15 protein-coding genes, 2 tRNA genes and 1 pseudogene are annotated in these 12,026 nt (G+C 44.7%); 11 read left to right on the top strand and 7 right to left on the bottom strand.

Annotated features, from left to right (window positions below):
* Positions 1-8 precede the first annotated feature (8 nt).
* Both proB and MOX91_RS08195 read left to right on the top strand, forming a co-directional pair.
* Positions 9-1,097, top strand: a complete 1,089-nt coding sequence (gene proB, locus MOX91_RS08190; RefSeq protein ID WP_370397598.1) for a glutamate 5-kinase — start codon at positions 9-11, stop codon at positions 1,095-1,097.
* Positions 1,098-1,101: 4 nt separating this feature from the next.
* Positions 1,102-1,698, top strand: coding sequence for an iron-sulfur cluster assembly protein (locus MOX91_RS08195; RefSeq protein ID WP_370397599.1), 597 nt, complete (start codon positions 1,102-1,104; stop codon positions 1,696-1,698).
* Positions 1,699-1,737: 39 nt separating this feature from the next.
* Here MOX91_RS08195 and MOX91_RS08200 read toward each other — a convergent pair whose 3' ends face one another.
* Positions 1,738-2,121, bottom strand: coding sequence for a hypothetical protein (locus MOX91_RS08200; RefSeq protein ID WP_370397600.1), 384 nt, complete (start codon positions 2,119-2,121; stop codon positions 1,738-1,740).
* A 48-nt stretch (positions 2,122-2,169) separates the two neighbouring features.
* A complete protein-coding gene (locus MOX91_RS08205) occupies positions 2,170-2,625 on the bottom strand; it encodes a hypothetical protein (RefSeq protein ID WP_370397601.1) in 456 nt (151 codons plus the stop codon).
* 207 nt (positions 2,626-2,832) lie between these two features.
* Between MOX91_RS08205 and MOX91_RS08210 the strand changes: the two genes are divergently transcribed.
* Complete coding sequence (locus tag MOX91_RS08210; RefSeq protein ID WP_370397602.1) at positions 2,833-3,186, top strand: HigA family addiction module antitoxin; 354 nt, start codon at positions 2,833-2,835, stop codon at positions 3,184-3,186.
* A gap of 109 nt (positions 3,187-3,295) precedes the next feature.
* Here the strand turns inward: MOX91_RS08210 and MOX91_RS08215 are convergent, their stop codons facing one another.
* Positions 3,296-3,436: a hypothetical protein gene (locus MOX91_RS08215; RefSeq protein WP_370397603.1), complete on the bottom strand. Its 141-nt coding sequence runs from the start codon at positions 3,434-3,436 to the stop codon at positions 3,296-3,298.
* A gap of 159 nt (positions 3,437-3,595) precedes the next feature.
* On the opposite strand from MOX91_RS08215, the gene MOX91_RS08220 reads away from it, so the two are divergent.
* From MOX91_RS08220 to MOX91_RS08245, 6 genes and pseudogenes are all read left to right on the top strand, one after another.
* Positions 3,596-3,742 carry a hypothetical protein gene (locus MOX91_RS08220; protein ID WP_370397604.1) on the top strand — a complete coding sequence of 49 codons (147 nt, stop codon included), beginning with the start codon at positions 3,596-3,598 and terminating at the stop codon, positions 3,740-3,742.
* A gap of 257 nt (positions 3,743-3,999) precedes the next feature.
* Positions 4,000-4,236, top strand: a pseudogene (locus MOX91_RS08225) (pyruvoyl-dependent arginine decarboxylase); the annotation flags it as partial.
* Between the two features lie 14 nt (positions 4,237-4,250).
* Entirely contained in the window at positions 4,251-5,036 is a 786-nt protein-coding gene (locus tag MOX91_RS08230; protein WP_370397605.1) for an amino acid permease, read from the top strand.
* Between the two features lie 121 nt (positions 5,037-5,157).
* Complete coding sequence (locus tag MOX91_RS08235; RefSeq protein ID WP_370397606.1) at positions 5,158-5,406, top strand: hypothetical protein; 249 nt, start codon at positions 5,158-5,160, stop codon at positions 5,404-5,406.
* A 153-nt stretch (positions 5,407-5,559) separates the two neighbouring features.
* The gene (locus tag MOX91_RS08240; protein WP_370397607.1) at positions 5,560-5,796 is read left to right on the top strand and encodes a hypothetical protein; all 237 of its coding nucleotides are present in this window, start codon (positions 5,560-5,562) and stop codon (positions 5,794-5,796) included.
* 381 nt (positions 5,797-6,177) lie between these two features.
* On the top strand, positions 6,178-6,732 hold the full coding sequence (locus MOX91_RS08245; protein ID WP_370397608.1) for an LpoB-related protein: 555 nt from the start codon (positions 6,178-6,180) through the stop codon (positions 6,730-6,732).
* Between the two features lie 178 nt (positions 6,733-6,910).
* On the opposite strand, the gene MOX91_RS08250 is transcribed toward MOX91_RS08245, so the two are convergent.
* The 3 genes from MOX91_RS08250 to thiC all read right to left on the bottom strand — a co-directional run bounded on the left by MOX91_RS08250 (position 6,911) and on the right by thiC (position 11,415).
* Positions 6,911-7,951, bottom strand: a complete 1,041-nt coding sequence (locus MOX91_RS08250) for a PEP-CTERM sorting domain-containing protein (protein WP_370397609.1) — start codon at positions 7,949-7,951, stop codon at positions 6,911-6,913.
* A 449-nt stretch (positions 7,952-8,400) separates the two neighbouring features.
* On the bottom strand, positions 8,401-9,450 hold the full coding sequence (locus MOX91_RS08255) for a carboxymuconolactone decarboxylase family protein (protein WP_370397610.1): 1,050 nt from the start codon (positions 9,448-9,450) through the stop codon (positions 8,401-8,403).
* Between the two features lie 240 nt (positions 9,451-9,690).
* The gene (gene thiC / locus MOX91_RS08260) at positions 9,691-11,415 is read right to left on the bottom strand and encodes a phosphomethylpyrimidine synthase ThiC (RefSeq protein ID WP_370397611.1); all 1,725 of its coding nucleotides are present in this window, start codon (positions 11,413-11,415) and stop codon (positions 9,691-9,693) included.
* Between the two features lie 155 nt (positions 11,416-11,570).
* Here thiC and MOX91_RS08265 point away from each other — a divergent pair.
* Positions 11,571-11,644: transfer RNA gene (locus MOX91_RS08265), tRNA-Pro, on the top strand.
* A gap of 86 nt (positions 11,645-11,730) precedes the next feature.
* A tRNA-Val gene (locus MOX91_RS08270) sits at positions 11,731-11,807 on the top strand.
* 120 nt (positions 11,808-11,927) lie between these two features.
* Here the strand turns inward: MOX91_RS08270 and MOX91_RS08275 are convergent.
* Positions 11,928-12,026, bottom strand: a 99-nt coding sequence (locus MOX91_RS08275) for a transposase (RefSeq protein WP_370396961.1), incomplete at its 5' end; no start/stop codon positions are given.

The raw sequence follows: 12,026 nt of genomic DNA on the forward strand, positions 1-12,026 counted from the left end.
CAGCGGTTATGAAAGACGCAAAACGCGTCGTGGTTAAAATTGGCACGGGAGTGTTGACGCGCGATGTCGGAAAGCTTGACGTCGGGCGGATGAAGGAGTTATGCGCGCAAATTGCAAGGCTTCTCAAGTCGGGCAAGGAAGTCGCGCTGGTAAGCTCGGGGGCTGTGGGGCTTGGCATGGGCAGGCTGGGCTTGAAATCCCGCCCCAAACAGATCAGCACGGTGCAAAAGTGCGCGGCAGTCGGGCAAGGCATACTAATCGACACATGGTCAAAGCTTTTTGAAGAGCACGGCATTACAACCGCCCAGCTTCTCCTCACAAAAGACGACGTTGACATAAAGCACCGCCATGACGCCATGAACGCCCTTTTGGACGAAATCCTAAAAGATAAAATCGTGCCCGTCATCAACGAAAACGACTCGGTGAGCGCGTCGGAACTTAACATAAAGTTCGGCGACAACGACGTTCTAAGCTCGCTTGTCGCAACCCTCATAAAGGCGGACTGCCTTGTGATTTTATCTACCGCCTCGGGGCTTTTGGATATGACAGGCGACGGCTCAATGATAAAAAGGGTCGAAAAAATCGACGCCAAAATAAACGCAATGGCATCAGGCACGACAAGCGCGACGGCTGTCGGCGGAATGATTACAAAACTTAGAGCCGCAAAAATAGCAACGGACTTCGGTTGCGGAGTTTACATTGCAAGCGGCTCGCGCGAAAATGTTTTGGACGAAATTTTTGCCGACAAAAACCCGGGGACTTTCTTTGTTCCGTCAAAAAAGAAATCAAGCTCGAAAAAACGCTGGCTCGCCTACTTCGGCAAAACCGCGGGAAAACTGCACATTGATGAGGGCGCGGAAAACGCGGTTCGCAACAAAGGCTCTTCTTTGCTGGTGGCGGGAGTAAAAGACATCGAGGGAAATTTCAAGGCGGGAGACTTGGTTGAAGTCATTTCTAAAAAGACAAAAAGTATAATGGCAAGAGGGCTTGCATACATATCTTCGGAGGAAATGCGCCCGCTTATCGGCAAGAACCTCGATTGCTGCGACAAAAAAAAGCACATCGCAATACACCGCGACAACCTCTCAATGCGTTAAAAAAATGAGCGCGCAAATTGAAATTTCAAGAGACTGCGACGCAATGCTGATTCCTTCCGGAACGCAAGTGCGCCTCGCAAAGGGAACTTTGGTTGTAATCACCCACAGGCTCGGCGGCAATTTCACTGTTTCAGGCTCATTCGGAATGGCCCGAATTTTGGAAAAAGACGCAGACGCAATAGGCGAAGCGTCAAAAAATCTGCAAAACTCCGAAACAAAAGCGGAAGCCGAAGAAAATGTGCCCTCTCCCGCCCCCGAAGAAAAATCGGACAGGGAAAACTTCGCCCCGCCGGAAGAAAGCGAACTTTGGGACGCCGCAAGAACCGTTTACGACCCGGAAATACCTCTGAACATCGTGGATTTGGGTCTTGTCTATAAAATGGACTTGATACATTCTCCCGACGGCAAATACGCAGTCGAAGCCGACATGACGCTGACTGCCCCGGGTTGCGCAATGGGTCCTGTAATTGCAGACGACCTTAAAATGCGCTTAAAGGCAATTCCCGGAATCGACGATGCCGTAGTAAACATTGTATGGGACCCTCCGTGGCATCAAGACATGATTTCGGAAGAGGGAAAAATGACTCTCGGGCTTTTATAGCCGCAAAAAAACTTCGCGATAAGCGAAGTTTTTTGTTTTCTATTCCAAGTTTTCCTTAACGGAAGCAAGCAGATAATTTAAATCCGTTTCGGGAATGTACGGAGTTTTGTTTTCTATCGTCGAGCCCGCGGTGTCTATCACAAATTCGCCGTCGTTTATGACAATAAATGCCTTTGCCGTCCTGTCGGAATGCACGCGCTTTGCAATAACTCCGCCCTGCGCATTGCCTTCCACAAGCCAGCCGCGCTGGGCAAGCGCCTTTAAAAGAGCGTCTTTTAACTTGTCTTTATCAGCCTTAAATCCGACATAAGCATGTGCAAACTCAGTCTTGCCCGCAGTATGGGAAACCGGCTTGTATTCGGGAATGCTTCCCGTGCATGCACAAAGCAAAAAACAAATGCCGATAAAATTAAAAATTTTCATAAAACCAATAATCATATTTTTTTCAGGCAAAAACAATTCAAAAATAAATCATTTCTTTACGGATTCTTCCTGCAATGAAAAAACCGCGCTATGCTCGTCTATGATTTTGTCGTTATTAAAAAATCCGATGAAAACTTCGGGCTTGTAAGTCAAAATCACGCTTGCCTTGTAAACTCCCTTCGGATTAAGCAGCCCTTGAATTTTCAAAGAGGCTACATCTGCGGATTTCTCCTCCCCCGCCCCGATTTCAACACTGCGCGCTTTTAGAATTTCGACAATAGTTTTTTGCGACGGCGAAACTTCAAAAACAACGCAAGACAAATCCACAACAAAGCTTTTGTCGGAAAAATTTTTAATATCTGCTTTTATGTTTGCAGATTCGGAATTTAAAACGACTTCAAGATTTTTGATTTTTACATTGCAAAGCTTCTCAACAGGCGTCGGATTGCCGAAAGAAACACATAGCGCAAACGCCAAAATCAATATGAAAAATTTTTTATACATGGCATTAAATTCAAATTCTCCCAAAGTTTTTGCAAGCAAATAAAGACTTTTTTTAACGCGCAAAAATAACAAGAAAAATAAAAACAAGATTTTTCTTGCCCATAAAAAATATATGTGTATCTTGTTTAAAATCTAAGTATTTATATAAAACAAAGTTTTTCATGTTAAACTTTGAATTTCACAAATAAAAATACGGAGGAATGAACAATGAATAATGCTGTATCAAAACCAAGAAGAGGACGCCCGTCAAAAAAGCCTCTTGACGAAAACCGTATTCCGCTTCCGGGAGACATTATCATATCCCGATTCATAAAGCCGAGAAACATCACCCAAAAGGAGGTCGCCGAAGGTTTGGGTATTCCTTTGGTGTGTTTTAGCGCAATGTTAGGCGGAAGAATCAGAATCAGCGCGGAATATGCGCTAAGGCTTTCCTTGTACTTCGGCTTGCCCGTGCAATTCTGGCTCGGACTCCAAAGCGACTACGACGAAAGGGCGTTGACTCCCAAGCAGATTGAGGAAATAAAAGCTCAAGTAAAGCCAAACTACGAAGAGCGCATGTAATAAAAATTTTCTCAAAAAAAGCTCTAACATGCGGATTTTCCGCATGTTAGAGTTTTTTTATGCATACATGGAAAAATTCGTTTGACAAGAAGCCGCAGGGTAAAACACATCAACTGTTAAACTCTTTTCTCATCAAATCTTCCACAAAACGCGACAAAAACTTGTTTTGAGCCAAAGCGATTTGCCCGTCCATTTGCCTGACGTCGGGCAATATGGAAAGCTTTATTGGAATTCTCTTTATTTCCGCCAACGGGCGTCCACATTTTTATTCGGCTTGTTCATAATAAACCCATTATAAAGCCATTAAATAGGTTTATTTCAATTCCAAAACTTCTTGCGCATTAAATATGGGCATATTTAATAATCTATCATAAAAGAGAAAAAATCCCAAAGTAACGCCTACGTCAGAATGCACATAACGCTCTCCGAATACATAAAGGCGAAGGCGCAGAACGAAGCGAACAAACTTTTTGCGGGAAACATAAGCGCGTACATAGCCTATCTGATTGCAAACGCGGCGGAAACTCCCGACAGCGATTTAAATTCAAAAAAATAAAAGTTTAGAAAATCCTTAAAAAAACATTTTTCACTCCGACTTCAAAAGTCGGTTTTTTTTGAAAAATTAAGATTTTTTAATGATAAAAGCAGACTTAAACTATTTAAAAAAAAATATTTTAACCAAGCGGTGTGCAAAGTCGATATTCCTATCCGCAAGAAATACCCGCGCAGAGAATGCAGATTCAAGTCGAATCCGCACGCAGATAAAATCAAAAGGAAAAGAATATTATGGTACTGGGAACAAGATAGCCCACATTGGCGTTTCACACTGGCGGAGCGGGAGAATCCGACGGCGGAATCCCGCCACAGCCCTTTGAAACATTCTGCTACGACTCCGCCCTGCTCCAAGCGAAAATCGAAAATTTCAACCTTGTCCCATACACGTCGGTTTTGCCAAAGGAGCTGTTCGGAAAAATCTATCCCGTCGATAAAGTCGCAAAATATTTTAAACACGAAGCCGTGCTTGAAACCATCATTGCGGGAAACGGCGCAAGAAGCTCGGGACATTGGGGCTCGCCGCGATTGTGCTAAGCTCAATGATAGGCGGCTCCATTTTGATTTGGTTTTTCAACTTTACGGTTTTAAAGGGACTGAAACAGGCGTCTTTCGTAAACGCGGTCGCCACGGTTTGCAAAATTCTGCCGCTTGTCGTTTTCATAATTGCAATGATTGCGGTTTTTAATTTCGACAAATTTTCGTTCGATTTCTGGGGCCATTCGACCCTGAACGGAGAAACGAATTTAGGTTCCCTGCCAAGCCAGATTAAAAGCACAATGCTTGTAACCCTGTGGGCTTTCATAGGAATCGAAGGCGCAGTGGTTCTATCGGGAAGAGCGAAAAGCCCGAACGATGTCGGCAAAGCCACGATTTTGGGTTTTGCGGGCGGTCTTTTGGTCTTCGTTCTGCTCTCAGTACTTCCATTCGGGGTAATGACACAGGCGGAGCTTGTGGCGGTGAAAAATCCGTCAACCGCGGGCGTGCTTGAACATGTCGTCGGAACATGGGGCGCGTGGCTTATGAACATCGGGCTTATTATCGCAATTCTCGCAAACTGGCTCGCATGGACCATGATTACAGCGGAAGTTCCATACGCCGCCGCGAAGGACGGAGCGTTCCCAAAAATCTTTGAAAAATTTGAAAGGATTGCCGCCTCGATTATCGCTGCCATTGCGGTTATCGCCGTAATTTTGCTTGCGACGGGGGAATTGAAGCTCGGTTCTGCCGCCTCTGCAAAATCGGAACAAAAAGCCGCAAAAAAAGAGACAGCCCCGCTTACAAAACGCCACGGATAAAATGTCATAATCTTAGAAGAAATAACCGACATCGAAGAAACCTTGCATTAAAAAATCGGGGGGAGTTTCTCAAAACAGAACACTCCCCCCTTTTCTTTCAAACAAAAAAACTTTTTACTCCATGAAAAAAAATATCTTTTTACCCCTTATATTTTTGAAAATCTCAACTCTGCTCTCGCAGGCTTTCGGGGCGGAGCAGTTCTCATTTCCATGCGGCAACTTCGGCATTGACCGCGCCTCGTCGGAAATTTCAAGCGCGAAAGAAAAATTCTACGGCAAAAAGGGTATAACGCTGTCATACGACTACTATGCGGATGTGTTTACCAACCTTTCGGGCGGCAAAAACCACGGGACAAACTACACCACATAATGGTTTTCGAGGCGGCACTTGACCTCGAAAAAATTGCGGGCGTAAAGAATGCGGAAATTACTGTATCGGACGCGTACAATTCGGGAAAAGACCTGTCAAAAAAAAATAGGAAACTTTTTTACCATATCGGAATCGAGCGTTACAAAAGGATGGATGTTCTACGAACTCTATTACAAGCAAAAATTTGAATTAAACGAAACCAGCAACTTGTCTTTCAAAGCGGGAAGAATAAGCATGTCGGAAGACTTCGCAAACATGCCGATATTCGGCAATCTTTCGGCGGGAGCGATGGATTCGACCCCCGAAGCCATCTTCTTCGCTTCCCCTACACTTCATCAACGCTCGCCTCATGGGGATTTGCCCTTAACTTTGAAACCGCAAAAAACATAACGCTCTCCTGCGGGTTGTACCAAACTCCCTCAAACATAAACGACCCGAACCGGGACGGGCTTGACTTCGGCATAAGCAAAAGCGACGGCTATATGATGATGCTCCAGCTTTCATAGTCGCCCACATTTTTTGGAAACCTGCAAGGGCTATACCAAGTCGGAGGCTATTTCTTTGACGGATACGATATGCCGCTTTTGAAAAACTCAAACGAAAGCCAAGACGACGGCTACGGTTTTTACATGCAAGCCCAGTAGGCTGTCTGGGTTGATTCGAACAATCCAAACCGCAGCATAACGATTTGGCTCGGCGCGCAATTCGCCCCAAATGAAAACGTCTGCAACTTTACATTAAAACTTTTAGAAAACGTAAGGGATTAGAAACATGAAAACAATATACGCTTCAACCGCAATTCTTCTTTCAAGCCTGGTTATTTCGGGATGTGCGAGCGACAACGCATCATACGTTGAATCGGGCGGCGCAAGATCAATCATTACGACAAACAAAATCAACATTGCCGACTGGAACAGCGCGGCATCTGCGCTTATAAACGACATGCTTTCCTCGGGCGCGCTTGAAAAGACAGGCGAAACACAACCCGTAAAAATGCTTGTAAGCAGAATAAGAAACTCCACAAGCGAAGTCATAGACGTTGAAATGCTCACAAGAAGAGTCGCCATGACTCTCACAAATTCGGGGAAAGTCCGCGTTGTAAGCAGCATAGAGCTTGCAGAATACGAAGCGGAAGCGAAAGGGAAAAAAATCTCCAAGCCTAAAATCACCCTCACGGGAAAAATCAGCGAAGACAGGGAAAGCAATTCAAGCGCGCGCGAAGTCACCTACACTTTCAGCCTTGAACTTAACCATCGCGGAAGTCCCGTATGGATAGGCGAAAAACAAATAACAAAACAGTCCTCAAAAGGCATGTTCGGGCTTTAAAAAGCCTTGCATTAAAAAAACAAAATTCAAGAAATCCCGGCGGAATGCCGGGATTTTTTTGCAAAAAAGAATACGCAATATTTCGCGCAAAAAATGACAAGAAACCACGCATTAAAAAATTCCGAAAATAAAAAATGGCGTCCATAAAAACAGACGCCATTTTGAAAACCGCCAAAACCTACTTTCTTCTGCGGTACGCCGCAAACGCGAGCGCAAGCGCGCCGAAGATTGCCGCATATGTTGAAGGTTCAGGAACTGAAATTCCCGTCAAGTTGCCGCTTTCGTCATATACGAAATTAACGCTTTCATATACATTGCCCGAAGAGTCAAGAACTGAAATATTCGGTTTGTTTGCGGAAAATACAACGGTTTCTCCTACCGTTTCGCTTAAAAATATGTCGCTAAAATTTATGGTTTCAAGGGGATCAAGTATGATATTCAAATTGGCTATACCCAGTTTATCATAGGAATCCACTGTAATTTTGGAGTCTTTTGAAACAGTCAGGTCAGCGGCAAGAAGCGTATTTACATCGATAGACGCAGTGTCCAATACCGACAATTTTGACTTTTCGTTTATAATGAGTTCTGTTCCCTTAAACGAAGTGCTACCAAAAAAGACAAGTTCTCCAGATTCAAGCCCCGATGAACCAGACGCGCTGTTTGCGGTAATTCTTCCTGCAGAGGAAAACTCCACATTTTTAAGTACCATCTTGCCGTAAATTTGATATGTTTTGTCATTGCTGGAACCTATAGCTCCAAGATCTTTGCGATCGCTCGTCAAATTAAGCTTGCCGCCGTCCATGTTGAGAACGCCTCCCGAGGCAATTCTTAAATATGTAGCGGTAATATTTGTGTTCGTCGCGTTCAAATAACCCTGAATTTTCGCATAAGAACTGAGAGTTAACGTTGCGTCTTTGCAGTTAAGAGTGGATAAAACATCGTTTGTCTGGTTTAGGGAAAAATTGGTAAAATAGAATTGTCCGCTTCCATCGCCATAGTATTTTTCCGACACGCCTTCCCCGCTATGAAAACTTACTTCAACAGGCGTCCACTCGGCATTCCACCATTTGGTGGATATGGTCAGAGATTCGGTTGTATCGGGTGCCCCGTAGGAAGTGTATTCTTTCGGAATGCTTCCGACATTGATTCCGAGTCCCCATGCAGAAGACATGTATCCAAGAATTCCGGCAAGCGTTGCCATCAATATTGTTTTCTTCATGATAAATTACTCCTTTGCAATTATTGAAAATTTCTAAAAGATATGCGTATTGTTAATACGGTTGTCAACAAAAATTTGTAAAATAAAGGCTTAGAGAGCTTTTCCCTTTGCAAAAACATAACTTATTGATATATAAAAAATTAAACCAATAAAACAATGCGTATTAACAATACGGTTACCAATCGCCTAAAAAGCAATCAATTCCTTAAAATCCGAAAACAAAAAAGAATTAAAATTTCATTGAAGATGAAATCAAAAAACTTATTTACAGTGGAACGCCGAAAAAACAAATAATGAAGTCGCTAAAAATAAGCAGGTACACACTGCATAACTTCATAAAAAATGCTGACGACAGTACCTAAAAAATTTCGCGACTCCTGGTTTTACATTGAAGGCGAAGTTGCAAAACGCAAACTTCGCCCTCGATTTTGAATTTAAACAAAAGCAAGCTATTTTTCAGACACTGCCTCGGCATACTCCGCGTCCGATACAGGATCAAGCCAAGTGTTTTTGTTCGTCTTGGGATTGCATGATATTGCAAGGTGCGAAAACCATCTGTCAGGAGCCGCACCATGCCAGTGCACGACATTCGGCGCAATTTCAACAACATCTCCCGCTTTGAGACGCCGCGCAGGCTTGCCCTTTTCCTGATAAAATCCGATACCGCCGACCGCTATCAGAATTTGCCCGCCCGTATGGCTATGCCAGTTGTTTCGGCAGGCAGGTTCAAAGGTCACGTTCGCGACGGGAACGCCAAGCTCACTGTTGGAAGCCAAAGGCGCAAGATACGACTTTCCGCTGAAATATTTGGCATAAGCCGTGTTTTCTTCCCCGAGCGGGAACGGACTTGTGTTTGACATGCCCTTTGGCCCGTTTTCCACAAGCCTTAAAATTTCGCAAACCTGCACGTCGGTAATGCCGTTATGCTTTCCGATATTTATGTGGCTTGCAAGCTGGCTTTCCGTGCCCTCCATTGCGGCGAGCATTGCGATTGTTGCAATTTCGCGCGTCTTCCAGTCGAGATTGTTTCGCCCGAAAAAATCCCCGAAAAGATGCGTTTTCAAAAATTCGTCAATAGCAGGAGCAAATTCAAAAATCGGACCTTTTACTTCGCGCCCCGCAAGCTTCGTCTGGTTTTCCGTTCCGAAAGCAATGTCGCCCTTCGGGAAAGAATCGGGAATCGCACCGAAAGCGTCCTTGCCGCCGCGGCTTTTCAAAAGCTCCATAAAAGTCGCAAGAGAATTCAAACTGCGAGGAAATCCACAATAAGCATAAACCTGCACAAGAACTTCCTTGTACTCGTTTACAGAAACACCCGAATCCAAACCCGACGCCAATGCGCCCCTTAGCCCGTTTTGGTCGCCCCTCGCCGCATATGCCGCCGCAAGAGCGATGTTCTGTTCCTTTTGTGTCAATGAATCCATTTTATCTTCCGCCTCCATTGCGCTTGAAAAACAAAGAGCCGCAAAGAGCGCGGCAATCCGCGTTATATTTTTCATGATTGATTCCTTTCGATTTTCTGCAAATTCGCCGTTCCATGTTTGTGGGCGTAATTATATGAATTCCCCGACAAATTGTAAATGGGGATTCCTGCCTGAAATCTGCCAAATCCTGCCTGCAAAAAAATAAATTAAAAGACATGAAAATCTTGATAAAGCCCTTGCAAGCAGTATTTCTATTTCTTATAAAAAACCCCGCTTATGCAAAGCGGGGATTTTTCATGTCTTCAAAATAAACTATTATTCTCCGCCAAGAGTTTCGCGCAATTCGCGGTTTAAGCGCATTGAGCAAAACTTAGGCCCGCACATCGAACAATATTCTCCCGTATGAACTTTTGACGTGCGCTTCTCGAAAAAAGAACGCGCTTTTTCGGGGTCAAGAGCCAAATTGAACTGGTCGTCCCATCTAAACTCAACGCGCGCTTTTGACATTGCATTGTCGCGATACTGCGAAGCGGGATGCCCCTTTGCCAAATCAGCGGCATGGGCGGCAAGCTTGTAAGTTACAACGCCATCGCGCACGTCTTCTTTTTCGGGGAGTCCCAAATGTTCTTTCGGAGTTACATAGCAAAGCATTGCAGTGCCGTACCACGCGATGTTTGCCGCCCCTATCGCGCTTGTAATATGGTCGTAGCCGGGAGCGATGTCGGTAGTGATGGGCCCCAAAGTGTAGAAAGGAGCCTCGCTGCACCAGTCGAGCTGGTTTTCCATGTTTTGCTTTATCAAATGCAAGGGAACATGCCCGGGACCTTCGCACATAACCTGCACGTCGTATTCCCAAGCGCGCTTTAAAAGCTCTCCCTGAACTTTAAGCTCTCCGAACTGCGCCTCGTCGTTTGCGTCTGCGCAAGCCCCCGGGCGCAATCCGTCACCGATTGAAAAAGACACGTCGTACATGGCGGCAATTTCGCAAATTTCATCCCAGTGGGTATAGAGGAAATTTTCAGCATTGTTTATCATGCACCACTTCGCCATAATCGCGCCGCCTCTTGAAACGATGCCTACCATTCTCTTTGCGGCGGGTTCTAAAAATCTGCGCAAAACACCAGCGTGTATTGTGAAATAATCAACGCCCTGCTCCGCCTGCTCGATGAGAGTATCTTTATAAACCTGCCAGTCGAGCTTTTCAACAAGCCCGCCGACTTTTTCCAACGCCTGATAAAGGGGCACGGTGCCCACGGGCGTCGGGCAGTTGCGCAAAATATTTTCGCGAGTCTCGAAAATATCTGAACCTGTCGATAAATCCATGAGTGTGTCAGAACCCCACTTTATCGACCATAGCATTTTTTCAATTTCCTCGGGGATAGACGAAGCGAGTGCGGAATTGCCTATATTAGTGTTTATCTTAACCAAAAAATTCCTGCCGATAATTGCAGGCTCAAGCTCGGCATGGTTTATGTTTGCAGGAATGATTGCCCTGCCACGCGCGATTTCGTCGCGAACAAACTCGGGAGTGATTTCCTGCGGTATCGATGCGCCAAAAGAATTGCCCGCATGCTGAAAGCGCAAATCCTTGCGCGGAAATTCCGATGAAAATTTGTCGGCATTAAGCCTTGCCACATTTTCGCGGACTGCCACATACCGCATTTCGGGAGTGATTATGCCGCGCTTTGCATAATACATCTGCGTAGGGCGTCTTCCCTTTTTAGCCCTGAAAATCTTGCGCGATGAAAACGGGATTTTTTCTGAAGGATCGAGCTGCCCGCAAACTTCGACTTCGTCGCGCGCCGAAATCCATTCGCTTCTGATTTTGGGAAGCCCGCGAGTTATGTCGCGATGGAAATCTACATCAGACCATGCACCGGAAGCGTCATAAATCTTGACGGGAGCATTGGGTATTTTTTCTCCTTTGGAATTTACGCTTGGAGACAGCTCCACCTGCGTCATTCCCACTTTCACTCCGTCCTTGAAAGCATAGAACTTTGAGCGTTTTGGATTGTCTAAAAAAAGTTTTTCTGTATCCATTTCGGAAAATTTGTTGGAAATTCCAATAAAATGCGCACTTTCGCACCTCTTAAATTGAATATTTGAAAAATATTTCAAAAAAAATACGTTTATACAACAAAAAAGCTTGATAAAAAAACAAGAACAAGTAAATTCATATGCTTTATAAAAAATCACGGGCCGTAGCGCAGTCTGGTAGCGCGCTTGCATGGGGTGTAAGAGGTCCCGGGTTCGACTCCCGGCGGCCCGATTTTTTAAAACAAAAAACGCGCGTTTTCCAAAACGCTTAAAAATCGTTGAAACGCCGCAATTCGGCGTTTTTTTGTTTGCCTCAAAGGGGGTATAGCTCAGCTGGTTAGAGCGCTTGCATCACACGCAAGATGTCGTCAGTTCGAATCTGACTACTCCCACCATTTTAAAACCGCATTGAACCGTTGCTTATGCCAAGCAACGTTTTTTTGCGTCAACACCAAATGTTGTGGAATAGGGATTTTTAGATGATTTGATTGGGTCAACACCAAAGAGAGTGGATTTTAGTGAAAGACGCCGCATAGAACCAAGACCCTCAATCTGTAATTTTGGAAGTTTCGATAACCATAAGCCATTCGTTGTATCAGTTTCATTTTTCTATG

The organism is Intestinicryptomonas porci, from assembly GCF_033971905.1.
GTDB classification, from domain to species: domain Bacteria; phylum Verrucomicrobiota; class Verrucomicrobiia; order Opitutales; family Intestinicryptomonadaceae; genus Intestinicryptomonas; species Intestinicryptomonas porci.

Excerpts from the sequence above, each read along its gene's own strand:
- MOX91_RS08250 (WP_370397609.1), bottom strand. The coding sequence starts at position 7,951 with ATGAAGAAAACAATATTGATGGCAACGCTTGCCGGAATTCTTGGATAC.
- MOX91_RS08255 (WP_370397610.1), bottom strand. The coding sequence starts at position 9,450 with ATGAAAAATATAACGCGGATTGCCGCGCTCTTTGCGGCTCTTTGTTTT.
- MOX91_RS08240 (WP_370397607.1), top strand. The coding sequence starts at position 5,560 with ATGTTCTACGAACTCTATTACAAGCAAAAATTTGAATTAAACGAAACC.
- MOX91_RS08245 (WP_370397608.1), top strand. The coding sequence starts at position 6,178 with ATGAAAACAATATACGCTTCAACCGCAATTCTTCTTTCAAGCCTGGTT.
- MOX91_RS08220 (WP_370397604.1), top strand. The coding sequence starts at position 3,596 with ATGCACATAACGCTCTCCGAATACATAAAGGCGAAGGCGCAGAACGAA.
- MOX91_RS08205 (WP_370397601.1), bottom strand. The coding sequence starts at position 2,625 with ATGTATAAAAAATTTTTCATATTGATTTTGGCGTTTGCGCTATGTGTT.
- MOX91_RS08195 (WP_370397599.1), top strand. The coding sequence starts at position 1,102 with ATGAGCGCGCAAATTGAAATTTCAAGAGACTGCGACGCAATGCTGATT.
- thiC (WP_370397611.1), bottom strand. The coding sequence starts at position 11,415 with ATGGATACAGAAAAACTTTTTTTAGACAATCCAAAACGCTCAAAGTTC.
- proB (WP_370397598.1), top strand. The coding sequence starts at position 9 with ATGAAAGACGCAAAACGCGTCGTGGTTAAAATTGGCACGGGAGTGTTG.
- MOX91_RS08200 (WP_370397600.1), bottom strand. The coding sequence starts at position 2,121 with ATGAAAATTTTTAATTTTATCGGCATTTGTTTTTTGCTTTGTGCATGC.
- MOX91_RS08235 (WP_370397606.1), top strand. The coding sequence starts at position 5,158 with ATGAAAAAAAATATCTTTTTACCCCTTATATTTTTGAAAATCTCAACT.
- MOX91_RS08210 (WP_370397602.1), top strand. The coding sequence starts at position 2,833 with ATGAATAATGCTGTATCAAAACCAAGAAGAGGACGCCCGTCAAAAAAG.